General features: G+C 41.3%; 25 protein-coding genes. 24 read left to right on the forward strand and 1 reads right to left on the reverse strand.

The genetic code is table 11. The features are described 5' to 3' along the window. Positions 1-110 precede the first annotated feature (110 nt). From EHS13_RS06810 to EHS13_RS06910, 21 genes are all read left to right on the forward strand, one after another. A complete protein-coding gene (locus EHS13_RS06810) occupies positions 111-1,862 on the forward strand; it encodes a cache domain-containing sensor histidine kinase (protein ID WP_155699618.1) in 1,752 nt (583 codons plus the stop codon). After that, positions 1,855-3,153: a response regulator transcription factor gene (locus EHS13_RS06815; protein ID WP_162462991.1), complete on the forward strand. Its 1,299-nt coding sequence runs from the start codon at positions 1,855-1,857 to the stop codon at positions 3,151-3,153. Before EHS13_RS06810 ends, EHS13_RS06815 begins: the two co-directional genes overlap by 8 nt. A 171-nt stretch (positions 3,154-3,324) precedes the next feature. Then, a complete protein-coding gene (locus tag EHS13_RS06820) occupies positions 3,325-4,296 on the forward strand; it encodes an ABC transporter permease (RefSeq protein WP_155699620.1) in 972 nt (323 codons plus the stop codon). Positions 4,297-4,315: 19 nt separating this feature from the next. Further along, positions 4,316-5,206: a carbohydrate ABC transporter permease gene (locus EHS13_RS06825; protein WP_227013819.1), complete on the forward strand. Its 891-nt coding sequence runs from the start codon at positions 4,316-4,318 to the stop codon at positions 5,204-5,206. 55 nt (positions 5,207-5,261) lie between these two features. After that, the gene (locus tag EHS13_RS06830; protein WP_155699621.1) at positions 5,262-6,830 is read left to right on the forward strand and encodes an ABC transporter substrate-binding protein; all 1,569 of its coding nucleotides are present in this window, start codon (positions 5,262-5,264) and stop codon (positions 6,828-6,830) included. A gap of 259 nt (positions 6,831-7,089) precedes the next feature. Beyond that, positions 7,090-7,401, forward strand: a complete 312-nt coding sequence (locus EHS13_RS06835) for a winged helix-turn-helix transcriptional regulator (protein WP_155699622.1) — start codon at positions 7,090-7,092, stop codon at positions 7,399-7,401. 1 nt (position 7,402) lies between these two features. Continuing rightward, a complete protein-coding gene (locus EHS13_RS06840) occupies positions 7,403-7,993 on the forward strand; it encodes a histidine phosphatase family protein (protein WP_155699623.1) in 591 nt (196 codons plus the stop codon). Positions 7,994-7,995: 2 nt separating this feature from the next. Next, positions 7,996-8,631 carry an MOSC domain-containing protein gene (locus tag EHS13_RS06845; protein ID WP_155699624.1) on the forward strand — a complete coding sequence of 212 codons (636 nt, stop codon included), beginning with the start codon at positions 7,996-7,998 and terminating at the stop codon, positions 8,629-8,631. 73 nt (positions 8,632-8,704) lie between these two features. Then, positions 8,705-9,709, forward strand: coding sequence for a GTP 3',8-cyclase MoaA (moaA, locus tag EHS13_RS06850; RefSeq protein WP_155699625.1), 1,005 nt, complete (start codon positions 8,705-8,707; stop codon positions 9,707-9,709). Between the two features lie 246 nt (positions 9,710-9,955). Continuing rightward, on the forward strand, positions 9,956-10,537 hold the full coding sequence (locus EHS13_RS06855) for an RNA polymerase sigma factor (protein WP_155699626.1): 582 nt from the start codon (positions 9,956-9,958) through the stop codon (positions 10,535-10,537). Then, on the forward strand, positions 10,530-11,342 hold the full coding sequence (locus EHS13_RS06860) for an anti-sigma factor (protein ID WP_155699627.1): 813 nt from the start codon (positions 10,530-10,532) through the stop codon (positions 11,340-11,342). The genes EHS13_RS06855 and EHS13_RS06860 overlap by 8 nt, the downstream gene beginning before the upstream one ends. Beyond that, positions 11,339-12,532 (forward strand): GNAT family N-acetyltransferase, encoded by a 1,194-nt coding sequence (locus EHS13_RS06865; protein WP_227013820.1) that lies wholly within the window; start codon positions 11,339-11,341, stop codon positions 12,530-12,532. Before EHS13_RS06860 ends, EHS13_RS06865 begins: the two co-directional genes overlap by 4 nt. Before the next feature lie 62 nt (positions 12,533-12,594). Continuing rightward, positions 12,595-13,407, forward strand: a complete 813-nt coding sequence (gene larE, locus EHS13_RS06870) for an ATP-dependent sacrificial sulfur transferase LarE (protein WP_155699628.1) — start codon at positions 12,595-12,597, stop codon at positions 13,405-13,407. Between the two features lie 130 nt (positions 13,408-13,537). Next, positions 13,538-13,981 carry a hypothetical protein gene (locus tag EHS13_RS36360; RefSeq protein WP_193571479.1) on the forward strand — a complete coding sequence of 148 codons (444 nt, stop codon included), beginning with the start codon at positions 13,538-13,540 and terminating at the stop codon, positions 13,979-13,981. Between the two features lie 392 nt (positions 13,982-14,373). Next, a complete protein-coding gene (locus EHS13_RS06880) occupies positions 14,374-14,667 on the forward strand; it encodes a LiaF transmembrane domain-containing protein (protein WP_155699629.1) in 294 nt (97 codons plus the stop codon). Positions 14,668-14,691: 24 nt separating this feature from the next. After that, the gene (locus EHS13_RS06885; protein WP_155699630.1) at positions 14,692-15,372 is read left to right on the forward strand and encodes a PspA/IM30 family protein; all 681 of its coding nucleotides are present in this window, start codon (positions 14,692-14,694) and stop codon (positions 15,370-15,372) included. 41 nt (positions 15,373-15,413) lie between these two features. Continuing rightward, positions 15,414-15,818, forward strand: coding sequence for a PspC domain-containing protein (locus tag EHS13_RS06890; protein ID WP_264373576.1), 405 nt, complete (start codon positions 15,414-15,416; stop codon positions 15,816-15,818). A 2-nt stretch (positions 15,819-15,820) separates the two neighbouring features. Then, complete coding sequence (locus EHS13_RS06895; protein ID WP_155699632.1) at positions 15,821-16,555, forward strand: PspA/IM30 family protein; 735 nt, start codon at positions 15,821-15,823, stop codon at positions 16,553-16,555. A gap of 116 nt (positions 16,556-16,671) precedes the next feature. Continuing rightward, positions 16,672-17,337, forward strand: coding sequence for a cell wall-active antibiotics response protein LiaF (liaF, locus tag EHS13_RS06900; protein WP_155699633.1), 666 nt, complete (start codon positions 16,672-16,674; stop codon positions 17,335-17,337). 64 nt (positions 17,338-17,401) lie between these two features. Further along, positions 17,402-18,445, forward strand: a complete 1,044-nt coding sequence (locus EHS13_RS06905) for a sensor histidine kinase (RefSeq protein ID WP_155705249.1) — start codon at positions 17,402-17,404, stop codon at positions 18,443-18,445. After that, a complete protein-coding gene (locus EHS13_RS06910; protein ID WP_155699634.1) occupies positions 18,433-19,077 on the forward strand; it encodes a response regulator transcription factor in 645 nt (214 codons plus the stop codon). The genes EHS13_RS06905 and EHS13_RS06910 overlap by 13 nt, the downstream gene beginning before the upstream one ends. On the opposite strand, the gene EHS13_RS06915 is transcribed toward EHS13_RS06910, so the two are convergent. After that, a complete protein-coding gene (locus EHS13_RS06915; RefSeq protein ID WP_155699635.1) occupies positions 19,078-20,328 on the reverse strand; it encodes a flagellar filament capping protein FliD in 1,251 nt (416 codons plus the stop codon). Positions 20,329-20,576: 248 nt separating this feature from the next. On the opposite strand from EHS13_RS06915, the gene EHS13_RS06920 reads away from it, so the two are divergent. The 3 genes from EHS13_RS06920 (at position 20,577) to EHS13_RS06930 (ending at position 23,375) form a co-directional block, all read left to right on the forward strand. Next, the gene (locus EHS13_RS06920) at positions 20,577-21,017 is read left to right on the forward strand and encodes a GNAT family N-acetyltransferase (protein WP_162462992.1); all 441 of its coding nucleotides are present in this window, start codon (positions 20,577-20,579) and stop codon (positions 21,015-21,017) included. Positions 21,018-21,164: 147 nt separating this feature from the next. Further along, entirely contained in the window at positions 21,165-22,730 is a 1,566-nt protein-coding gene (gene zwf / locus EHS13_RS06925) for a glucose-6-phosphate dehydrogenase (protein ID WP_155699637.1), read from the forward strand. A gap of 24 nt (positions 22,731-22,754) precedes the next feature. Further along, positions 22,755-23,375: a cyclase family protein gene (locus EHS13_RS06930; protein ID WP_155699638.1), complete on the forward strand. Its 621-nt coding sequence runs from the start codon at positions 22,755-22,757 to the stop codon at positions 23,373-23,375. Positions 23,376-23,425 lie beyond the last annotated feature (50 nt).

Genomic DNA, 23,425 nt, shown 5'->3' on the forward strand with positions numbered 1-23,425 from the left:
AAATCCGTTGCAGCCTCTGTTGGAGGAAACGACGGATTTTTTTGTGAGTATACACGCTCCGATTAATGGAGTATGGTTATCTATATTAATGGCATGAAAGGACGTACTCCATGCGAAATTCATTACGCTTTAAATTTGTGGTTGGTTTTCTAATGATCTTTGTACCGCTTGTTTTTTTTCTGTTGTTCAACAACCTATATGCAACCAATGTGGTACGGGAGCAGGTATCCAAAACCAATAGCAACTTATTGCAACAGCATGCGAACCAAATCGATGATATGTTGGGTGAGGCTACTAATTTTTTGAATTTATTAAACGAGAACGAAGCAGAAGTGAACCCCGTTGATTTTCTGCCCTTTGATAGTGATGATTATATGATCAATAAAGTCATGTTGTTTCAAAGATTCAAAACTACACTTAATTACTTTCCGCTGATGGATTCCTATTTTTTATATAATATTCGCGATAATGATCTGATCTTTGCTTCAAAAAAGGATTATTATATTCAGCAGGATGCAATTATTGATAAAATGAAATCGATTCGTAATCAACCACAGGGTCAAGAAACACGTGAATGGCAAATTATTCCGACCGCTAAAGGGGACGCGTTAATTAAAACGGTCCGCCTAAGTAAGAATTTATTTGCCGGTGCGCTTGTGAATACAGATACCTTGCTTCAAACATTAAAATTTCTGGAGATGGGGGACTCAGGTGGGGCTGTTATTTTTTCGAAAACGGGTGAGCTTGCCTCAGACACAATCCTTACTGACTCCCAATTAGAAGTTATTAATAAGACAGTTTTGAAGCCCAATGATCCATTTCAAACCGTTACAGATCCAGGCGGTAAAGGAAAGTTCTTATTGTTTGGTGTTCCTTCTATGGTAGCAGATATTAATTATCGCGTGATGATTCCTGAGAAATCCATCTTGCAGAATTTGCCCTTTTTTCGGCTAGCTTTTTATATTGTCCCTCTTGGCGGTATCCTGCTCTTGGTCTTTTATCTCATCCTCTTGCGTCAGGTCTTGCTGAGACCGATGAAGGTTTTAATCCAAGGGATGAACCGGATTATGCGGGGCGATTTAAAAATTCGCTTGAATGAGAATCATTCTACCGAATTTGCCTTTTTGTTGGGTACCTTCAACAACATGGTTATGCAAATTTCCGATTTGAAAATAGATGTTTATGAGGAGAAAATTCGCACGCAGGATGCAGAGTTTGGACTGCTTCAGGTTCAAATACGCCCTCATTTTTATTTAAATTCACTCAATATTATTCACAGCTTAGCCGCGATTAAAGAATATTCATTGATCCAGAAAATGACACAGCATCTCGCTGAATATTTTCGCTTTATTATCCAAACAAAACGAGGTACGGTTACTTTAGAAGCTGAAATTCGCCATGTACAGAATTATTTGGAAATTCAGAAGCTGCGATTTCCCAACCAGCTTAATTATGAAATCGAGCTGCCTGATCCGTATCGTCAAGCTGCTGTCTTGCCTTTGACGATCCAGACCTTTGTAGAGAATTGCGTCATTCATGGCTTTGCATCACGTAAAGAGCTGTTTCTTATTCGAATTAAAGCATATGTGGAAGACCAAGGTATTGAGCCAATCCTCTGGATTGAGGTTATTGACAATGGAATTGGATTTCCAGAGGATATCCTGCAAAAGCTTCAATTGGGGACCTATGACAACGAGATTTACAAAGAGGGGCATTTAGGCATCCAAAATGTCATGCAAAGACAACGAATTCATTATGATCAGAAAGCAAGATTATTATTTAATAATAGAGAAAAAGGTGCGGAAATTCGAATTGGAATTCCTTTAAGCTTTGTTAATAAAGAGGAGGATGAGGATGTATAACCTGCTGGTTGTAGATGATGAATTATATGCAGTTAAAGGGATTACACAAGGAATTGACTGGTCGGAGTTGGCTATTGCGGAAGTATTCGAAGCTTACAATGTAGAAGAGGCCAAACAAATATTCTCCCAGACAGCCATTAATATTGTGATTTGTGATATCGAAATGCCGACGAATAGTGGATTAGAGCTGTTAGAGTGGATAAAAGTCAATCATCCGTTAACGGAGACGATATTCGTAACCGGGCATGCAGACTTTAGCTACGCGCGTACTGCGCTACATCTGGGCAGCTTTGATTACTTATTGAAGCCAGTCAATTATGATGAATTAAAAGCTGTGGTTCGCAGGGTATTGCAGAAAATCATTCACGATAAAGACCAGCTGCGTTACTCTTTATTATTTGAATCACAAAAGCCCTTAATGGAAGAAAGATTCTGGCAGGATCTATTCGGTCAGAGGACTTCGCCCAATCAACCTGAGTTGGAAAAGCTTATCGCGAAATACCAGCTGAGTTTAACACCGAATATGGCCGTGCTGCCTATTCTGATTAGCGTTGAGTTATGGAAAAAGGAATTAACGGTGCGCGAGGAAGAAGTTATGGAGTATGCCTTGCGAAATGCTGCTGCGGAATTAATTGTTCAAAAAAATATGGGCTGTGTTATTCAGGATCGTGGAGGGCATAATCTTGTTCTGCTCTATGAAAATCAAGACAGAGCAATAGTTATTGAAGAGATAGCTCAGCGTTGCGAAAGTTATCTCAAAGCTTGCAATGAATATTTTTATTGTCATTTGTCCTGTTATATAGGCAGTGTCTCGAGCTTTCCCAATTTGCTTAGAACCTATGTAGCACTGCTGGAAATGGAGAGAAGCAATGTCACCCAGTCGAATAAAGTACAAGCCCAATTTAATTTGTGGTCTCAGCGGATTATTTCACTAGGAAATGAAGTTTTACAAGAAGAAGATAAAGAAATAACCGCAGTGATCCAAAAAATCTATGATTATATAGATGGGCATTTGCAGGATGATATGAGCCGAGAACAAATTGCAGAGCATGTCCATTTTAACCCGGCTTATTTATCCCGATTATTCCGTAAGGAAACCAATAACTCTTTAACTGACTGCATCCTCCAAAAAAGAATGGAAAAGGCTAAATCCTTGCTTGTCACAACTAATATCAAAATAAGTGATATATCCTCATTAGTAGGTTACGGAAACATCCCGCATTTCACTAAAATGTTTAAGAGATACGCAGAGATCACCCCACAGGAATATCGTAAAACATATTCCATATAAAAATAGATTTAGCTGGCCTTTTGGTTTTTGTGACCAAAGGGCTTTTCTGAATGTCATAATAACATAAGTCATCAGGTCATGGTAACCTATAGAGCGCAAGTCTAATTCGTTTTATAATACATACATAAAGAGAAATATTGGGAAGCTTAAAGGATAAAGGAGGGTTTTTACATGAATCAGGAAGCAAGCTTAAAGGCACCCGTAAAAATCGCAAAAACACGAAAAAGAAACGCTGGATGGAGACATATTTTACAGTATAAAGCACTTTATTTAATGTTTATGCCTGGTGTCATTTTCCTGCTAGTCAATAATTACATACCCTTGTTTGGTGTTATCATTGCTTTCAAGAATGTTAATTATACAGATGGAATATGGGGCAGCCCGTGGATTGGTTGGACAAACTTTAAATTCTTATTTAGCACTGAAGATGCATGGGTCATTACACGAAATACTTTACTGTATAACGGATTGTTTCTTGTATTGAACTTAGTGTTTGGAGTGGGTTTAGCGATCATGTTCAATGAAGTGAAGAGTCGTATTATGGGTAAGCTTTATCAATCCATTATATTCCTGCCGTACTTCTTATCGATGATCATTGTAGGTTATATCGTTTATGCTTTTTTAGGAGTGGAGAATGGCTTCATCAATAATTCGATCTTAGCTCCTCTGGGTATAGAATCCATAGATTGGTATTCCGAGAATAAATTCTGGCCTTACATTCTACCGCTTGTAAACACATGGAAAGGCGTTGGTTACTTTTCCTTGATCTATCTTGCAGCTATCATTGGATTTGATACGGATTACTACGAAGCAGCCACTATTGATGGAGCATCGAAATGGCAGCAAATTCGTTATATGACAATTCCGTTGTTAACACCTTTGATGATCATTACAACCCTGTTAGGGATTGGTCGAATATTTTATTCGGATTTTGGATTGTTTTTCCAGGTTCCTTTAAATTCAGGAACGATTTTTCCAACTACTAATGTTATTGATACGTATGTTTATCGCACCTTTCAAACCAATGGTGATATCGGAATGTCATCTGCTGCAGGGCTTTATCAGGCAGTCGTCGGCATGATCCTCGTATTTGCTACCAATGCGCTTGTCCGAAAATACAGCAAAGAGAATGCCTTATTCTAAGGTAAAGGAGGAGATCACAATGACAAAAAAAAGCTATTCACAGGGGCTGCTCCATATATTCTTCATCCTAGCATCGTTAACTTGTTTGCTTCCGGTTATATTGGTTATTGGCGTATCCTTCTCGGATGAGAATACAATTGTCGCTAATGGCTTTAAGTTTATCCCAGAAAAGGTCAGTTTTGAAGCTTATAATTTTCTGTGGAATCAGTCCTCACAAATTGCCACAGCTTATGGCGTATCGATTTTCGTAACGGTAGTGGGCACATTGCTCAGTCTATTGTTAATTGCCCTATATGCATACCCCTTATCCAGAAAGGAATTAAAGCACCGCAATAAATTCGCACTTTTCATTTTTCTAACTATGATCTTCAATGGTGGATTGGTACCCTGGTATTTGGTCTATGTGAACTTCTTGCATTTAAAAGATTCAGTCTGGGCGCTAATTCTTCCATTACTGCTTCAGCCCTTTTTTGTAATCATCATGCGTACCTTTTTTCAGACGACCATCCCAGATTCTATTGTTGAATCTGCAACTATCGATGGAGCGAGTGAAGTTAAGATTTTCTATAAAATAATATTGCCGTTATCCCTTCCGGTGCTTGCGACGATCGGGTTGTTCAATACATTAAATTATTGGAATGATTGGTTTCTTAGCTTGCTTTACATTACGAAGAGTAATGGAATCAGCTTGCAATATCTGATGTATAAAACCCTGCTGAACATTCAATATTTAACGACGAATGAGAATGCGGCTAGCCAGCTTTCCAAAATGGGTGAAGTCATTAATCTACCATCAAGATCATTACAGATGGCTATGGCAGTTGTTGGAATTGGGCCGATTGTTTTGGCGTATCCCTTCTTTCAAAAATATTTTGTAAAAGGACTTACGATTGGCGCGGTGAAAGGCTAATCCCGAACTTGGTTCGGTTTAGTATATATTTAATAATACTTGGGAGGGTTTACGAATGAAAAGAAGATTTAGTTTGTTAAGCTTGGTTTTATTGTTGGCTATTAGCATAGTGGCAGCAGGTTGCTCTAAGAAAGCAACAGAAACACCTTCAGATGCTCCTAAAGCTTCAGATGCAGCAGTGGTAACGGCTGCACCAGCGGCAGCGACGGATGCGCCTGCAGTGACAGAAGCACCAAAGTCGGAAGAATCAGTTGAGATTCAGCTTATGTATCCGGGTACTCCACAAAAGGATGTTGCCTTGGTTGAAGCAGAAGCTAACAAATACCTTAAAGATAAGATTAACGTTACACTTAAGTTAAACGCTGTAGATTGGGGTCAATGGGATAATAAGCTTAACCTGATGATCGCTTCTGGAGAAAAGTCAGATATCATCTTCACAGCTGCTTGGCAAAGATATGCAATCAATGTTGCTAAGGGAGCTTTTCTAGACCTAGGCCCGTTGATTGACAAGAATGCTCCAGAGATCAGAACAGAGCTTGACCCAGCTTTCTTAGAAGGCTCCAAAATCAATGGTAAAAACTACGGAATTCCGACTAATAAAGAGCTAGCTGCTACTCGTGGTGTGCTATATCGTAAAGATTTAGTGGAAAAATATAACTTGGATGTTGCAAGCGTAAAAACATGGGCCGATTTAGAGCCATTGTTAAAAGTAATTAAAGATAAAGAACCAGGTATTACACCTTTCTTCACTACATCAACTGGTAATGGTGTATTTGACAGCTTAGATTGGGATGCTTTAGGTGATGGCGCTATTCCAGGCGTGATCAGCAAAACGGGTACTTCGACTAAGATCTTAAACCAATTAGAAACACCTGAATATTTAGCTGTTATGAAAATGACACGTGCATGGTTCAAAGCTGGTTTGATCAACAGAGATGCAGCTACAAGCACTGTAACTGTTCAAGATCAAGCCAAAGCAGGAAAAGTATTCATGTGGGCAGAAGGCTTAAAGCCTGGTAAAGCAGCAGAATCCGAAGGCTACGTTGGCTTCAAGCTAGGACAAATTGATTTAACATCGCCAACAATTACTACTGGAGATGCTTCCGGAGCGATGCTGGCAATCTCCAAGTCTTCCAAAAATCCAGATAAAGCTATGCAGGTTATCGGTCTATTGCACAGCGATAAGTTCTTAAATAACTTAATTAACTATGGTATTGAAAATGTGCATTATGTTAAAAAATCAGAAAACATCATTGATGTAGCTCCTGGTATTGATCCAAAAGCACATCCTTATAACCCAGGTGCACAGTGGGAGCTTGGCAACCAATTCTTAAATTACTTGATGTCGAATGAAAATCCACAAAAATGGGATTTGTTTAAAGAATTTAATGCTAAAGGCGTGAAATCTCCTGGGCTTGGTTTCTCCTTTGATGCTGATCCAGTTAAGAGTGAAATTGCAGCAGTAGCTAATATTGGCAAACAGTTTGAAGCTGCTATTCGTACTGGTTCAGTTGAACCGGAAGCTAAAATTGCTGAATTCCTGAAGAAAACAAAAGCAGCAGGCGTTGATAAAATTATCGCAGAAAAACAAAAACAATTTGATGCTTTCTTAGCAGCAAAGTAATAAGCAGATAGACAACGAATAGGGATGGCTGATATATGTGGTAGCGGATAACTTATTGTTAAGTTGCCGTTCCCCTAAGCAGTCGTCTCTTTTCTATGAGAGGAGCCAACATAATGGCGGCTCTTTTGAGCTCTTGTGAGAGTCATTGGTTAAATTGGAATCGGTACCCAAGTGTGGTGTTGGTTTTTTTTGTGCAGACGGATCAGGGCTTACTTTTGTCAAGTAGCTATGATAAAATGTAAGGAGGAGATGATGCATAATGGTTGAACACCAACTTTGTCCAAAATTTGAAGCAGCGTTTGAAATATTAGGTAAACGTTGGACGGGTCTGATTATAAAGGTTTTATTGGATGGTCCGAAGCGTTTTAAGGATATTTCAGAGAGTATTAACGGGATGAGTGACCGGATGCTATCAGAACGATTTAAAGAGCTTGAAATGACAGGGATTCTTGTTCGGCACGTTTATCCAGAAACGCCAGTCCGTATTGAGTATGAACTGACAGAGAAAGGCCGTGCTTTGCATTTCACAATGAATGAAGTCCAAAAGTGGGCAGAAGCGTGGGAAGTATAGGATGACCATCTTTGGAATAATCAGACATGGAGTGACCGATTGGAATCAACAAGGCCGAGCACAGGGACAAGAAGATGTTCCGCTTAATATAGATGGAATCAGGCAAGCTGAATTATTGGGAAATCGCTTTTCTCAGGAATCCTGGGATTATATTTATTCAAGTGATCTTTCACGGGCTAGCGCTACTGCAGAGAAAATAGCTGGAGCCTTGAATATGAAGATTACTGGATTTGACCCCAGACTCCGTGAGAAAACTCATGGACGATTAGATGGTACAACGGTGGAAGAGCGGATTGCTTTATGGGGTGAGAATTGGAAAGACCTTGACCATAATGAGGAAAGTGATGAGCACATGTTAGTGCGCAGTTTAAGTTTATTAAATGAACTGAAGGAACGTCATCCCCAATCTCGAGTGCTGCTTATCAGTCATGGAGCATGGATACGCTCGCTTTTGGCAGAATTATTTAAAGAGATGGAAATTACGTTTTTGAACAATACCTGTGTTACGGTAATTCAGAATCAGGAAGACCCTGCGAATGAATGGAAATGTTTACTCTTTAATTGTACGAAGCATTTGCAGGAGGTTAACTAGCTATGCAAATCTTATCCGTCCAAGTGGGTAAAGTGGAAAGCTTTCTTTTTAATAATAAAGAGATGACTACCGCTATTCATAAAAAACCGGTGGAGCTCCCTATTTTCTTGGGGTATCAGCATTTCTCGGCGGATGAACAAGCTGATTTGGTCAATCATGGTGGTGCGGATAAAGCAGTATGTGTGTATAGTTATGAACATTATGCCCATTGGGAGTCCTTTTTAGATCAGTCTTTAACCTTTGGTGCCTTTGGTGAAAATTTAACTGTACAGGGAATGCTTGAATCCGATATCTGTATTGGTGATGTTTATAGAATAGATGAGACGTTGGTCCAGGTGAGCCAGCCTAGACAGCCCTGTTATAAGCTTGGACATCGTCACAATCGGCCTGATATGCCGCTGCATGTGCAGCAAACGGGGTTTACAGGCTTTTATTTTCGAGTGCTGCAAGAAGGCTGGGTAGGCAAAGAGCCTCAAATCCAGTTAGAAAAGCAAGATCCGTTACAGATTTCACTTTCTTATGCTAATCATATTATGTTTGGAAATCGCACTGATTTAGATGGTGTACGAAAAGTCTTGGCTGTCGAGGCACTCTCTGAAAGCTGGCGTAATGCATTGGAAAAGAGATTGAAGCAATAACAGATCATGCTTGCGAAGTGATGATGCTTACGAAGTGATTTTTGCTAAGGCAAAAATCTGGGGAGGTTATACAATGTCGAAAATTCTCGTTGATCGGTTTGATCGGGTTCATGATTATTTGCGAATATCTGTGACCGATAAATGTAATTTGCGTTGTGTTTACTGCATGCCTGAAGAGGGGATGGAGTTTGAGCCTGACGATAAGCTATTGAAGTTTGATGAAATTACCGAAGTCGTGCGTGTTCTAGCTGGTTATGGCGTTCGTAAGCTGAGGTTAACGGGCGGAGAACCGATGGTTCGCAAAGATCTGGATTTGTTGATTGCTTCACTTGCAGCAATTCCGGGTATCGAGGATATAGCGTTGACTACAAATGGGATATTCTTTGCTGCAAAAGCTGAAAAGTTTAAAGCAGCAGGTCTGACCCGTATCAATATAAGCTTGGATTCACTGCGAGCGGATCGGTTTTCAATGATTACACGCGGTGGGGATATTAGAAAAGTATTGGATAGCCTTGAAGCAGCAGCACGTGTCGGCCTAGATCCGATTAAAATCAATATGGTGCTGATGAAGGGGATCAATGATGATGAAATCGACGATTTTCTACGGCTAACTATGGATCGTAAGCTGCATGTCCGTTTTATTGAATATATGCCTATAGGCCATAACGATGCCAATTGGAAAGCTGGCTATTTATCCTTGGATGCTGTGCTCGAGCGTTGCGTTATTAATGGCTGGAATGTAACTCCATCGGAAGAGGTATACGGCAACGGCCCTGCTAAAAATTATCGGATTGATGGAGCCCAAGGCGTATTTGGCCTGATTCATCCGGTTAGCGATCATTTTTGTGAGACCTGCAATCGGCTGCGTTTGACGGCAGATGGCAATATCAAGCCTTGTTTATATTGGTCGGATGAGTTCAATGTTCGTAAATATATAGGGGATGATGAAGCTGTGGCTAAGCTATTCTTTGAAGCATTGGAAGTAAAGCCAGAGAATCATGAGATGGCGCAGGCTTTAGATAATCAGGCACAATCGCACACTCCGACTTTAAGGCGCATGTCACAGATCGGCGGTTAATTTTATTTCATAAATTGTTGAGAAGAGTGGTTCAACGAACCGCTCTTTTGTTTTATATATAGTGGGAGGTTTAAGACTCGTATACTGTTGTTGGCTGTAGTATAATCTCAATTAGCGCGTCATTTCATTTTGGAGTCTGATGTACATATTTTAGAGAACTTTTACAAAATAAATAATAAAATGTAATCCTTTCTTCTACATATAACGAATGTAGTATGGAAGGGTTTAGCGAGGATGGGACTCTTAATGAATGAACGAGTGGAAGATCTCCAATTAATGAAGCTCATTGCGCTTAAGGATGCACCGGCTTTAGAACAATTGTATGATCGGTATGAGAAAGCGATTTATTGTTTCGCTCATCGGATAGTTAATGATGTAATGATGGCAGAGGAAGTTGTGCAAGAACTATTCATGCGAATTTGGAATTTTGCGGAACGATATGAATCTACACAAGGTAAGCTATCCACTTGGATGTTTACATTGACACGCAATATAGCGATTGATATCCTCCGAAAGAAACAAAATCGGGTCCAAAAGCAGGTAGCCGAGCAGCAGCAATTGAATGCTATCCCAGACTCAGGGAAAGCCGTTGAAGATGAAGTAGAGAATAATTGGATTGGTGACGAGGTTAGACAAGCTATGAAAGCATTAAATGAGGACCAGCAAAAAGTGGTCGAATGGATATATTATCAGGGATTAACCCAACAAGAAGTTGCAGAACGTCATGCTATTCCACTGGGAACGGTCAAAAGTCGGGTTAGGCTAGCTATGAAGCAGTTAAAGCAACGGTTGGCTAATGTCGTGGAAAGGGGGGTTACCCATGAGTGATTCAAATGAAAACAAACGCGATTGGGTAGAAGCTTATGTATTAGGCGGACTATCAGTCGAAGAGAAAAGGGAATTTGAGATTTTTCTTCAAACAAGTCCAGAATGTAGGTCAGAGGTTGAAGAATTAACAGCATTAGTTAACTTATTGCCGCTTGCTTCAGAGTCTGTTCCAGTTCCAAGCGGGATGAAACAACGAATCATGAGTCAAGTGCTGGAGCAAACTACTGTTAAGTCAGTTGAAATAGCCAAAGAAGGAATACCGCCAGAAACAGCATCCGTTGTTATTCCAATTGCACATGCTACTGCAACTGCAGCTGGAAGTTTGGGACGTGTATATAGAATGGTTATGACGATTGGCCTTTCTGCTGCCGTAATTGTCCTAGCGCTTTATTCTGCAGAACTAAGAAGAGATGTACAAGATTTACAATCGCATATTGCTCTAGCAAGTGAACCATTAACAGCATCCAAGGTCAATCAAGCTGTTGCTCTAAGTCCAGCAGCGAACGACATCATCGCAAAAGGCTTGGCAACTATTCTGATCGATAGCACGGGAACACACTTGGTGGTACAAGCAGAAAAGCTGCCTGAATTAAAAGGTAATGAAGCCTTTCAGGTTTGGTTATTGAAGGATAAACAGCCTGTAAATGCGGGGACCTTCCTTTCTCAGGATGGGAATGGCGCCTTATACTATACCTTTGATCCGAATGACTATGATACAGTTGCCATTACGTTAGAGCCAGATGCAAATGGGAAACAGCCTCGGGGAACGCTTATTCTTGCAGCTGAGATAAAAGGAGATTCATGATGGAAGGTAATATTCGTGCAATTGGGCTAGACAAAGTAGAAGAAAGCCTTCGGTTAAGCCAATTTGCTTTTCAGTATGAATTGAGTGAAGCTGAACTAGCGGAACGGATCGCCAGCTTCAAGCCTGGACTAAGCTGGGGATATTACATCGAGGATCAGCTTGCGGCTAAGCTGATTATTCTAAAGCTGCAAACCTGGATAAATGGTCGCTCGTTTGATATGGGCGGTATTGCAAGTGTAGCGACCTGGCCTGAATTTCGTAGACATGGCATGGTGAAAAAACTATTGATTCACGCGCTTCAAACCATGAAGGAAGCTGGTCAAACCGTTTCTTTTTTGCACCCTTTTGAATTTCCATTCTATCGAAAATATGGCTGGGAGACCTATATAGAGCATAAAAAATATGAAATCCCTAAAGATTTAATTATTAAACAATTCACCTCATTGGGCCAAATGAAGCAGACAAACGATTGGAAGCTGCTTGATCCGATATACCAAGCTTATGCACAGCAATTCAATGGGACACTCATTCGCGATGAAGCGTGGTGGACGAAGAATAGGGGCAATAAATCAGCGGCATTTGCTATCTACTATGATGAAAGTAATGTAGCTAAGGGCTATATCCAATATAAAGTGAAAAACAAAGAAATGAATGTGGACGAGCTAGTTTTCCTCGATGAATCAGCACGAAGAGGGCTTTGGAAGTTTATCGCAGACCACGACTCCATGATGGAAAAAGTAATAGTAAAGGCACCTATAGACGATCAGCTAGCTTTTTTATTAACAAACCCGCGAATTAAGCAAGAAATTGTGCCCTATTTCATGGCGCGAATTGTTGACCTAGTCGCTTTTATAGAAAAGCTTCCTATGACGACTGGTTTAGAAAAACAAAAGCTTGAATTGCAAATTACAGATTCTTTCGCTCCTTGGAACAATGGCACTTTTGCTGTTAAATGGAATACTTCGGGGAAAGCCAAGGTTAAGCAAGTTGAAGCCTCATTAACAAAGGAAACTAAAGGAAGCCCTTCTATTCTAGCTTGTGATATCGGTACTTTGAGTGCTATGCTATTAGGGTATCAACGCCCTACCTTACTAAAGACGATTGGCAGGCTGCAAGCCACGAATGAAGCTGTGGAAATTCTTGAACAGCTTATTCCTAGAAACACAACTTATCTAATGGATTTCTTTTGAGTAATTATTTAGATTAGGCTTACTAAGAAAGCTTCTTACGAAAACTCTGGGAGGTTATGACTATGGACAATATAGAGCAGAAGTATGAACAAATGGGCCAGATATTGCGTGATATGGATAAAGTGGTTGTTGCCTTCTCAGGTGGAGTGGACAGTGCTTTATTGCTTAAAGCGGCATTAGACTTTCTAGGACCAGAGCGAGTGCTGGCAATCACAGCGGATTCAGAGACCTACCCCCAACGTGAAAAAGAAGAAGCGATCCTGCTGGCGCAAGAAATCGGCGCTCCGCATGAGGTCATACATACCAGTGAGCTAGATATTCCGGGGTATGCAGAGAATCCAACCAATCGCTGTTATTTTTGCAAAAATGAGTTATTCTCACATTTAATTCCGATTGCTAAGGAACGTGGCTATAATCATGTGATTTTTGGTGCAATTGCGGATGATTTAGGAGAGCATCGTCCAGGCTTACAAGCTGCCCATGATCGTGGAGTACGTGCACCATTACTTGAAGCAGGAATTACAAAAGCAGAAATTCGCCATATGTCGCGACAATTTGGTTTAAGGACCTGGGATAAACCATCCTTTGCTTGCTTGTCCTCTCGCATCCCCTACGGTGAGTTGATTACACAAGAAAAGCTGACGATGATTGATCAAGCTGAAGCTTTCATGATGCAGCTTGGCTTTAGACAGGTACGGGTACGTCAGCATGAAAAGCTTGCTCGAATCGAAGTAGCGCCTGCTCACTTGGCAGAAGTAATTGCAGTTGCCGATACGATCACAGCTAAGCTACAGGAAATTGGCTACACCTACGTTAGCTTAGATTTAAAAGGCTACCGTTCAGGCAGCTTGAATGAAGTTTTAACGACGGCATAATAATATATTAGTACTCTAGAGCTTAGTAGTGATTTTTGCTGCTAAGTTTTTATTTTACTGTTTCAAACGAGAATGAGGCGTTTAAATATAAGTATATTATCATTTGAGCGTAGAGAGGTGTGATGTGAACATGAATACCATACTGAATGGTTTTCATTTAACGGGAGATAGCGTCGTCGAAGCGGGTGTTTATATTTGTTCGACTGGAGAGCGGATGGAATTGTCCCTGGATGATACATTCCCCAATTGCCCGACTTCGGGTGATGCAACATCTTGGCGGCATGCCGTTCACGAGCATAGAACAGGTGAACCTGTGAAGGAAACAGGGAATTATATATCTGCAATCGGCGAGCACAAAATGTTCCGAGTCGGCGAAGTATTCTCTGTTTGTCCTACAACGGATGGCGAGACGAGCTGGAGACACTACTATACAGATTATAAAACAGGTGAGACGGTCATGGAGTCCGGCCACTACTATTCGATCATTGGAGAGCATGAGAACTTCCTAATCGGTGAGATGTTTACAGTCTGCCCTAATACAGGGAAAGAAACCTCTTGGCGGCATGCGGAGTGAGATAAACAGCATATGAGTGAACAGCATTTAAGTGAACAGAGAAGGGCTAGGGGGAGATCCCAGCTCTTTTTTGTTGATTGCTAAGCTCACTCTCTGCATTCGCTACCTCCCTAACGATATAAGATATCTCTACAGCTGGTTACTTTAAGAAACGTATATCTGTAGCGATACTTTGTAACGCTACGCTACGCTACAGTCTCATTCGCGAGAGCACGAATAAAGCCATAAAACAGCTTTATTCGCCACCGAACTCCATAATCCCCTTGAGGCTGACTCTTTCCCCGTCCGAAGTCCAGTACAAATTACCGTCGCAGGGCTGTTTTAGCGAATGCTGGAATGACCTACAATAAGGACATAGGAAAACGAGATACAGACGAAAGGCGGTGATAACAATGGAATTGAATAGAAAAAGCGGATTTGCATTATTTTTAATCGGTTGCGGCGCCTTGATGGTGTTGGATAAAATCGGATTTGGTCTTGGGCATTTGTTCAGTTTAATCATCCCGTTAGCCATGCTAATTTTCGGATATATCGGTTTTAAAGGTGGTAAAAGATTATTCGGCGGTGTGTTGATGTTCTTCGGGGCAGTGTTCCTTCTAGGTAAATTATCCGGCTTAATTGGATTGGTAATAGCAATTGGCTTGATACTTTATGGTGTATCGATGCTGAGGAAGAAAGCTTACTAAATATAAATAAAAGGAGGAAGAAGCATGAGCCTACTTAGGCGGATGAGAGATATGACAGCTGCCACGTTCAATGAAAAGCTGGAAAGGTCGGAAGACCCTGTCCGGATGATTGATCAATACTTAGCTTCACAGCGGGAGCAAATTCAACAAGCAGAAAGGCTGCACCAGCAATGCGTTCAGCATGCTCAGTCCTTAAGAGTTCAGTTCGTTGGAGCCGAGCAGTGGAGAGATAAGCGTGAGCAGCAAGCTATGCTGGCATTGAAAGCCGGTGAAGAACAGACAGCAAGACTTGCCTTACAGGATAAAATGATCCATGAGCAAAAATGTGAGCAATATCGTGAATTATATGAGCAAAGTAAATTAGCGCTGGTTGAGCTAGAAGACCAATTGCACGCACTTAAAGCGGATTACACGGAGATTGCTGCCAAAAGAAGCTATTATCAAGCTCGCTTGGAATCAGTACGATTGCAGCGTCGGATGAATGAGCATATGAATGAAATGGGGCGCAGTTCAACCCCGAGGATGTTTAATCGCTTGGAAGAAAAGGTTTCCGATCTTGAGTACGAAACTCGATCATTGCGTGATGTACGCCGACTGAGTAAAGAAGTTTTGTATCAAGCAGGCAGTGCCGTTCAACAGGTATTAGAACAAGAATTGAACAATTTGCGTAAAAAGCTAGCTATGGAGGGTGGAAGTAAGCTATGAATAAAATCTATCGTTCCCGCACGGACAAGAAGCTCTTCGGCTTGTGCGGCGGATTAGCCGAAGCGATGAATGTCGATGCGACACTACTGCGTTTAGTCGTTGTTGTTACCACATTTTTCACAGGAGGAACCGTCCTTGCCGTATACGCCATTGCGAGCTTTGCCATTCCCAAAGAACCTTTGCATGATTCAGGTTCGTATGGATGGGCAGAACCACCGATGTATGGCGCAGCACAGCAACCGATGTCGGGTTCAGTAAGATCATCCATGGCATACGGTTCGTATAAGACTCCTGCACAAGCTCAGCCGCGCACAGAAACATTCTCATCATCTGCCGGCTCCAATAAAATTGATGACATGATGAAAGACATCGAAGAAAAAGCACTTCGCACAGAAGTTGAACAATTGCGTGCCAAATTAGCTCAATATGAGAAAGGGGAAAAATAGCCATGGGAGTATTTACTCGAATTAAGGATATGACAAAAGCATCATTACACGAGGTATTAGACAAAGTCGAGGATCCAATCATTATGTTAAACCAATATATCCGTGATATGGAAGAAGAAATTGCATTAGCGGAGGTTACGGTAGCTAAACAAATGGCTAACGAACGTAAACTGCAGGAGCGTCTGCATGGTGCTATCCGTACAAGTGCCGATCGTGAAGCGAAAGCTTCGACAGCGTTAAAGAATGGCCAAGAAGCAATCGCAAGACAAGCCTTAGAAGAAAAAATATTCTATGATCAAAAAAGTGTGGAATACGTGGAATTGCATACCCAAGCCAAAGCTCAAGCAGATGAATTAATGAATCAGCTGCATGAGATGAAGGATGAATTCTATCAAATGCGCAACAAACGCAATGAGCTGGTATCACGAGCTCAAATGGCAAAAGCGCAAAAGCAAATGGCGCAAATCAGCTTCAACAATGTAATTGAAGGCGGTAATGCATCACGCGGCTTCCACCGCATGGAAGAAAAAATCATGCAGCTTGAAGTTGAAGCGTCATTTGTTCGCAAACCTTATGCGCCAACAGGTGGATCAGTGAACACGGTGGATGCAGCCAAACAGCAATTGGTCGACGATCAGCTCCGCCAATTGAAGGAAAAGCTAGGTGTAAGCCAAGCGGCACCCGTTGAAGTAGCCGCATATAGCGAAGAAACTTCAGAAGAAAACGCAACAAAATAGAGTTGGTGCAGCAAACGAATTATGTTATGCTATGAAAGGGAAAGCCATAGGGCGAGCTAAAGCCTGGATGGCTTTTCTTTTCTACGATTATGTTTACATTTTAGGGAGGTGACAACATGGAAATCGAAGATAAGAGTAGTAACCGCAAACGCAATACCTACGTGCTTTTTATCGCTGCAGGTGTTTTTATATTAATTTTTAAGTTATTCGGCTTCGCTGTTGTCATCTCTATTTTATTTATTTTATTAGGTCTTCGCGCGATACGTACAGCCGAGGTGAAAAAAGGGTATATCATGCTGGGAATCGGTGCTATTCTGATTATCGGTCATTTTTTTGTAATCATCGTAGCTATAGTGCTAGTATCATTAGGTTTGTATTTTCTGAAAACGAAGCAAAACCATTGGAAAGGTGCTTATCTGAATAGGCAAAAAATCATTGAAAGCTTGCAATGGAATAAGCGGCCTTGGAGTCTGCATTCGATGAGCATTTGGAATATTATTGGCGAAATTAAGCTGGATTTTGGGCTGGCCATTTGGGAAGAGCCTGAGGTTACGATTATACTGCAAGGCGTAATTGGCGATATTGATATTATTGTGCCGGAGAACGTGGGTCTGATTGTTACAGCCTCCGTTGTTTTCGGGCAAATTGAAGTTGAACTTAAAAAAGAAGCGGGCATGCTAAACAAAATGGTTTGGCAGTCGCCTAACTATCATACATGTACCAATAAAGTGAAACTTCATGTTTCCTATATCGTAGCAGATGTAGATGTGAAAATTATATAAACGTTTAACGAGTTGTTCGTTAATAGCAGGAAAGGGTGATTGTGTGAACAGACGGCTAACCAATATGATCTGGCGAAGCATAAGCGAATCCATTTGGCTTAGTCTTTTGGTGTGCGGCATGATCATCTACTTGTTATATTCGCACGATTATATGGAGTTGTTTTCTACCTGGCAGTCTGGGGTTAAGTTTTGCTTGGAGCTGCTTTTAATTACGGGTGTGCTGATCTTGTCATTCGGGTTTTGGACGAGCTTCCGAGTAAGCCGGCGCTTAGAGCAATTAAATGAAATGATGCTTTATCTGGAAAAGGGCAACTTAAGCCATTCGGTTCCTTCTTTGGGTGAGGATGAGATAGGTCGACTGGGAGAGCAGCTTAATCGCATAAGTACGAAATGGGAGGAGCAGGTTTCCTCTTTGCAACGATTATCGACGAATAATGCACAATTGGCCGAGAAGGCTAAGTATTCAGCTGTAGTTGAAGAAAGACAGCGATTAGCTAGAGACCTCCATGATGCTGTTAGTCAGCAGTTATTTGCTATCTCGATGACGGCTACAGCTGTTGGAAGAACGTTGGATAAGGATTTTGAAAAGGCACGCAGGCAAATCCATCTAATCGAAGAAATGGCTTCTGTGGCACAATCGGAGATGAGAGCGTTGCTGCTGCATTTGCGCCCTGTACATTTGGAAGGAAAGAAGCTCTCTGAAGGGTTACTGGAGCTGTTGCAAGAATTACGAGATAAGGTTCCGATTGATATCTCATGGGAAATGGATGCGAACATACAGCTGCCAAAAGGCATAGAGGATCATTTATTCCGTATTGTGCAAGAGGCTTTATCCAACACACTCCGCCATTCAAAAGCAACTACGATGGAAATTAAGCTGCAGCATCCACCAGATGCGATTCGCTTGACTGTCCGAGATAATGGAATTGGTTTCGATATGGAGAATCAAAAGCATGCTTCCTATGGTCTCGTTTCGATGAAAGAGCGAGTCAATGAAGTAGGTGGATCAATCAACATTGTGACAGCACCCGATAAAGGCACGAGGATTGAGATAAGGGTTCCGCTTGCGAAAGTGGATGGGGGAGATGAGACCGCATGGAAGATGTGATAAAGGTTCTGTTAGTCGATGATCATGAAATGGTCCGAATTGGACTTGCGGCAGTGTTGGGGACAGAGGATGGTATTGAAGTTGTTGGCGAGGCTAGCAATGGTGCTGAGGGCATTCGCTTAGCTCAGTTATATAGACCGGATATTGTATTGATGGACTTGGTAATGGAAGGGATGGATGGCATAGAAACCACTCGTCGTTTGCTTGCTTTATATCCAGATTGTAAAGTCATTGTGCTAACGAGCTTCCTCGATGACGATAAGATGTATCCGGTTATCGAGGCAGGTGCATTCAGCTATCTATTGAAGACCTCTCGTGCATCGGAGATTGCCCAAGCCATTCGTTCCGCAGCAAAAGGCCAGCCTATACTTGAATCACAGGTGGCATCGAAGATTATGCACCGCTTTCGTCAGCCTAAGCCAGCAGCCGCACTGCATGAAAGCTTGACTGAACGCGAGCTGGAAGTTCTCTGCTTAATTGCAGAAGGCAAGTCCAATCAAGATACAGCGGATTTATTATATATTGGAATTAAGACAGTTAAGTTTCATGTGACTAATATTCTATCCAAGCTAGGTGTAGAAGATCGTACCCAAGCTGCTATTTATGCTTTTAAGAATGGCTTGATTAAATAATCAAAAGAAATTATTAACCAACAAGCCATTTGTTGGCAGTTGCGTATAAAACTGCAGAGATGCCTGATAATTGTTGTATTGTTTATATTCCGTGTTATATTGGTTCAACAAAGCTTCGGCAGGGCTGGATTGCAAGCGATCCGTAACTTTACCTAGGGCAGATGCAATACCATTTGAGCTATTAATACTCCGACTCACCTGATCAAAGTGTGAGTTTATATTGTTTTTGAGCTTATTTTCGTCTAAGGTAACAGTACCATCTGCTCGTTTCGTAATACCAAGTGTATCTAAATCATTGGATTTTAATGAGTTCTGCAAATTCCGTTCAATAGCTGGATTGACATAACTCGCACCATCCGAGATTTGAGCTTGCAAAGCATTATAGTCTTTAACCAATTGTTTGGTTTGCTTAATAATCGCGTTACTGTCCGGTCTTGATTGGAGAGTTACCATATCAGTGGTCGGCTTCAAAAGAGTAGCTGCTATTTTACCGTTGTTTAACTGAATTGTATTGGATTCAGAAGTTTGCAGCGTGCCTCCATTTATGCGATAAGTGGCATTAGCCGCTGCAGCTGTGACCGATTGAATACCTGTTGAACTGACAGCACTTCCCTTAACATCGGCTAGGGTAAAAGCTTGTGAGGTTCCCGTTTCTTTGCTGGACAATTCCAAATGTAGATTACTGGAAACCGGATCTTTAACAACCTTTGCTGTTACTCCGCTGTCTGATGCGTTGATTGCATTTTTTATTTTATCTATAATCATTTGGTGAGTATCTGTTCCATTAGCCGTAAAAGAAACTTTCGTCGTCTTATCCCCCATAGTTATCGCGAATTGCTGCGTTCCTGTTTGCAAGGAAGTAGGCGAGGTTGGATTAAATGTAGCACCACTGTTCGTTTGTGTAGCAGCAATGGTCTGTACGCTGATTTTGGTCGAATCCAAATCAGTGCCTTTGACCGCTGTCGCTGTAACGGATGTGCTGTCGGATGAAGTAACAACACGGCTATTCAAGAGAGCATTACCCGTATTGCGAAAGGCATCTGCAGAAGCATGCAGTTGATTAGCAGAAGTGAGTATCTTGGCAAGCTTCCCCGCAACCTTATCAGAGAACAGAGAACTGGAATAGTTTGAGAAATTAAAGCTATATGGTTTATTAAGCTCCTGTGAGCTTTTAGAATTCTTCGTTTGAGTATACCAATTGGACGTAGTTACATAGTTTTGTAAAGCTTGGGCAGCTTGTAGAGTTACCATAATAATCACTCCTTAGGGTTTTTGATTAAATCTATTATAGCACCAATTGCTGATTATGGGTAATTTGTCAAGTTTATTTTATAAATGAAAGGGCGCTATAGGATGAATCTAACACAGATTATTGTGATTGTTATAGTAGCAGCCATTTGTATATGGTTCTTAGTCTGGTTTTCAAAAAAATATAAAGGCTAATATTAGGTGTGAACGAATCTCTCTTTTACATATATTGTTGTGTAGGGGGTGAAGCCGTGATTCGGTTAAGGGTTCCTGTCAGAGATGATCTTCATTTGTATCGAATCGTTGTAAAACGACTTTTACCTAAAGCGCGAATAGCGGAGCCTAAATTAAAATTAAGTAAAAAGGAGACTTATCTTCGCTTAAAAAAAGCCAAGGTTTATGTATCCATTAGAGCAGGTAAGCCTCCATTCGGTTTTATAAGTTTAGTATTAAAGGAGCGTATCTTATTCATTGATTTACTAGCCGTAGAAGCATCGAATGTGAATCGCGGCTGGGGGAGTCGATTAATGACAGTTGGAGAACGATATGGCAAGCGAATGGGCTGCACCTTCGCACGCTTATTCGTTGATGAAGATAATGAGCATGCCATTGCATTCTATCAAAATAAAGGCTATGAGATTCAAGACTATATGCCATTGGTGCATTGTTATCTGATGCAAAAGGCATTATAATGCTGCAAAAAAGGGAATCCGCTAGGGAGTCGAATGTGTCTTCCATTTGTTGGGTTTTTCTTTTTACCCTGTTTTCTTGTTGAGATGCATTTAGATATGCTAAACTGAACAAGATAATCTAAAATAAGGAAGAATGATGGTGTAACGATGAGCGATACGAAAAGTGAAGCAATCAAGCAATCCGGAGCCGTATTTTTTATTTTTGGCGCGACTGGTGATTTAGCAAGACGTAAGCTTTTTCCAGCTATATATAGTTTATATCGTGAAGGTAAATTGTCTGAGAAGTTTGCTGTGATTGGCTTAGCGAGAAGACCGCGAACTGAAGTACAATTTCATGATGATTTGCTGCAATCCATTCAAGAATTCGCTCGATATAAAGTGGATAAGGTAGATGCAGATTGGCAGCGTTTTGCTGCGCATTTCACCTACATGTCCCTGGATATCAATAATATAGATGGCTTTAAAGAGCTTTCTAGTGTAGCCACTAAACTTGAGCAGAAGTTCGATATCGCAGGCAATCGCTTGTTTTACTTGGCATTAGCTCCTGATTTGTTTGGCAGTGTTGCTCATAATCTTCGTGATGGCGGAATGCTGGAAACCGACGGCTGGCATCGCTTGGTAATTGAGAAGCCATTTGGCTTTGATCTTGCATCGGCTAAGCTGTTGAATGAAGAGATTAATAAGGTATTTGAAGAAAAAGAAATATATCGAATTGATCACTATTTAGGTAAAGAAATGGTACAGAACATTGGTGTGGTACGTTTCGCGAATGCCTTTTTTGAACCTTTGTGGAATAATAAATATATTGCCAACATTCAAATCACACTTAGTGAAACTGTGGGTGTTGAAGAGCGCGGAGGTTACTATGATCATTCCGGTGCGTTGCGCGATATGGGGCAGAATCATATGCTGCAGATGGTTACTATGATGGCTATGGAACCTCCAAGCCGTTTACATCCGGAAGATTTGCGTGATGAGAAGGTTAAAGTGTTGCGCTCGCTTAGGGCTTATTCCTCTAAAGAAGAAGTCAAAAGTCATGTGGTTCGTGGCCAATATGGTGAGGGTACGGTGCGCGGTAAATCGAGAGTAGCTTATCGTGAAGAGCCTAATGTGAATCCAGTTTCGACTACTTCCACTTATTTTGCAGCTAAAGTCTTTGTTGATAATTTTCGGTGGGCAGGCGTGCCTTTCTATATTCGAACTGGGAAGAATTTACCTGTAAAAACAACAGAGGTTGTCGTGGAGTTCAAGAACATTCCAGATAACGTCTACTTGGCCAAAAAGAACAAACTGCAGCCTAATTTGCTCGTGTTCCGTGTGAATCCAATGGAAGGCATTTATATCAAGATTAATGCCAAACGTCCAGGATCTTCAGATGAATCACAATCGACGATTATACCGGTCGCAATGGATTTCTGCCAAAGCTGCTTGGTGGGTTTGAATACTCCAGAGGCATATGAATTACTGATATATGATGCGGCTTGCGGAGATTCGACTTATTTTACTCGTTGGGATGAAGTAAAGCTGGCTTGGCAATTTGTTGATCAAATCGCAGAAGCTTGGGCAGAAAATGCAGATGATTTGCATATTTATCCAGCTGGTACATGGGGACCTCAAGAAGCGGATGAATTATTAGCAAAAGATGGCTTTCATTGGTGGCCTGTAAATGGACAAGCTGAAAGTGAAGTCGTTTGGGTAGGCGAACATATTTAATTCTAACTAAAGAGGTGTTCCAATATGAGTAAGTTTTATGATATTTCCATGACGATTCAACCAACCATGCAGGTTTATAAGAATAAAGATGAGAAAAGACCGGTTTTCCTTAATTCTTCGAATTTTGTGACTGGGAAAGCTTACGAAACTATAATTACAATGGATGCACATACAGGAACTCATATTGATGCCCCTCTGCACATGCTCGAAAATGGAGCAACAATGGAAGCCATTGATCTGGAATCCTTGGTTGGTCCAGCTAGAGTATTGGATCTTAGCCATGTAGTAGACGGGATCACTAAAGCCGATTTAGAGCCGTTCGCGATTCAAGCGGGGGAATGGCTGTTGTTTAAAACGAGTAACTCGGCTTCTGAGGAATTCAATTTCGAATTCATTTATTTGAAGGAAGATGGAGCTCATTATTTGCATGATTTAAAGGTTAAAGGTATAGGTACGGACGGCTTGGGTATTGAACGAGCGCAGCCTAATTATGGCACTCATCGTACTTTGCTGGGAGCGGGCATTCATGTAGTTGAAGGATTGCGCCTTAAGGATGTTCCGGGCGGCAATTATTTTATGGTGATTGCACCGCTTAAGCTTGCAGGCATTGAAGCGGCGCCAGCTAGAGCTTTTCTGATTGGGTAGATAATACAAATGAATATTAAGTATAGATAGCGGAACCCATTGGGTTCCGT

Origin of the sequence: Paenibacillus psychroresistens, assembly GCF_009728935.1 — a bacterium.
In the GTDB taxonomy this organism is placed as follows: Bacteria; Bacillota; Bacilli; order Paenibacillales; family NBRC-103111; genus Paenibacillus_AC; species Paenibacillus_AC psychroresistens.

Bases quoted from the DNA above. Each gene is read 5' to 3' on its own strand.
- zwf (WP_155699637.1), top strand. From the start codon at position 21,165: ATGAGCGATACGAAAAGTGAAGCAATCAAGCAATCCGGAGCCGTATTT.
- EHS13_RS06885 (WP_155699630.1), top strand. From the start codon at position 14,692: ATGAGCCTACTTAGGCGGATGAGAGATATGACAGCTGCCACGTTCAAT.
- EHS13_RS06840 (WP_155699623.1), top strand. From the start codon at position 7,403: ATGACCATCTTTGGAATAATCAGACATGGAGTGACCGATTGGAATCAA.
- EHS13_RS06820 (WP_155699620.1), top strand. From the start codon at position 3,325: ATGAATCAGGAAGCAAGCTTAAAGGCACCCGTAAAAATCGCAAAAACA.
- moaA (WP_155699625.1), top strand. From the start codon at position 8,705: ATGTCGAAAATTCTCGTTGATCGGTTTGATCGGGTTCATGATTATTTG.
- EHS13_RS06825 (WP_227013819.1), top strand. From the start codon at position 4,316: ATGACAAAAAAAAGCTATTCACAGGGGCTGCTCCATATATTCTTCATC.
- EHS13_RS06860 (WP_155699627.1), top strand. From the start codon at position 10,530: ATGAGTGATTCAAATGAAAACAAACGCGATTGGGTAGAAGCTTATGTA.
- EHS13_RS06930 (WP_155699638.1), top strand. From the start codon at position 22,755: ATGAGTAAGTTTTATGATATTTCCATGACGATTCAACCAACCATGCAG.
- larE (WP_155699628.1), top strand. From the start codon at position 12,595: ATGGACAATATAGAGCAGAAGTATGAACAAATGGGCCAGATATTGCGT.
- EHS13_RS06845 (WP_155699624.1), top strand. From the start codon at position 7,996: ATGCAAATCTTATCCGTCCAAGTGGGTAAAGTGGAAAGCTTTCTTTTT.
- liaF (WP_155699633.1), top strand. From the start codon at position 16,672: ATGGAAATCGAAGATAAGAGTAGTAACCGCAAACGCAATACCTACGTG.
- EHS13_RS06915 (WP_155699635.1), bottom strand. From the start codon at position 20,328: ATGGTAACTCTACAAGCTGCCCAAGCTTTACAAAACTATGTAACTACG.
- EHS13_RS06810 (WP_155699618.1), top strand. From the start codon at position 111: ATGCGAAATTCATTACGCTTTAAATTTGTGGTTGGTTTTCTAATGATC.
- EHS13_RS06830 (WP_155699621.1), top strand. From the start codon at position 5,262: ATGAAAAGAAGATTTAGTTTGTTAAGCTTGGTTTTATTGTTGGCTATT.
- EHS13_RS06865 (WP_227013820.1), top strand. From the start codon at position 11,339: ATGATGGAAGGTAATATTCGTGCAATTGGGCTAGACAAAGTAGAAGAA.
- EHS13_RS06910 (WP_155699634.1), top strand. From the start codon at position 18,433: ATGGAAGATGTGATAAAGGTTCTGTTAGTCGATGATCATGAAATGGTC.
- EHS13_RS06880 (WP_155699629.1), top strand. From the start codon at position 14,374: ATGGAATTGAATAGAAAAAGCGGATTTGCATTATTTTTAATCGGTTGC.
- EHS13_RS06835 (WP_155699622.1), top strand. From the start codon at position 7,090: ATGGTTGAACACCAACTTTGTCCAAAATTTGAAGCAGCGTTTGAAATA.
- EHS13_RS06905 (WP_155705249.1), top strand. From the start codon at position 17,402: ATGATCTGGCGAAGCATAAGCGAATCCATTTGGCTTAGTCTTTTGGTG.
- EHS13_RS06815 (WP_162462991.1), top strand. From the start codon at position 1,855: ATGTATAACCTGCTGGTTGTAGATGATGAATTATATGCAGTTAAAGGG.
- EHS13_RS06895 (WP_155699632.1), top strand. From the start codon at position 15,821: ATGGGAGTATTTACTCGAATTAAGGATATGACAAAAGCATCATTACAC.
- EHS13_RS06855 (WP_155699626.1), top strand. From the start codon at position 9,956: ATGAATGAACGAGTGGAAGATCTCCAATTAATGAAGCTCATTGCGCTT.
- EHS13_RS36360 (WP_193571479.1), top strand. From the start codon at position 13,538: ATGAATACCATACTGAATGGTTTTCATTTAACGGGAGATAGCGTCGTC.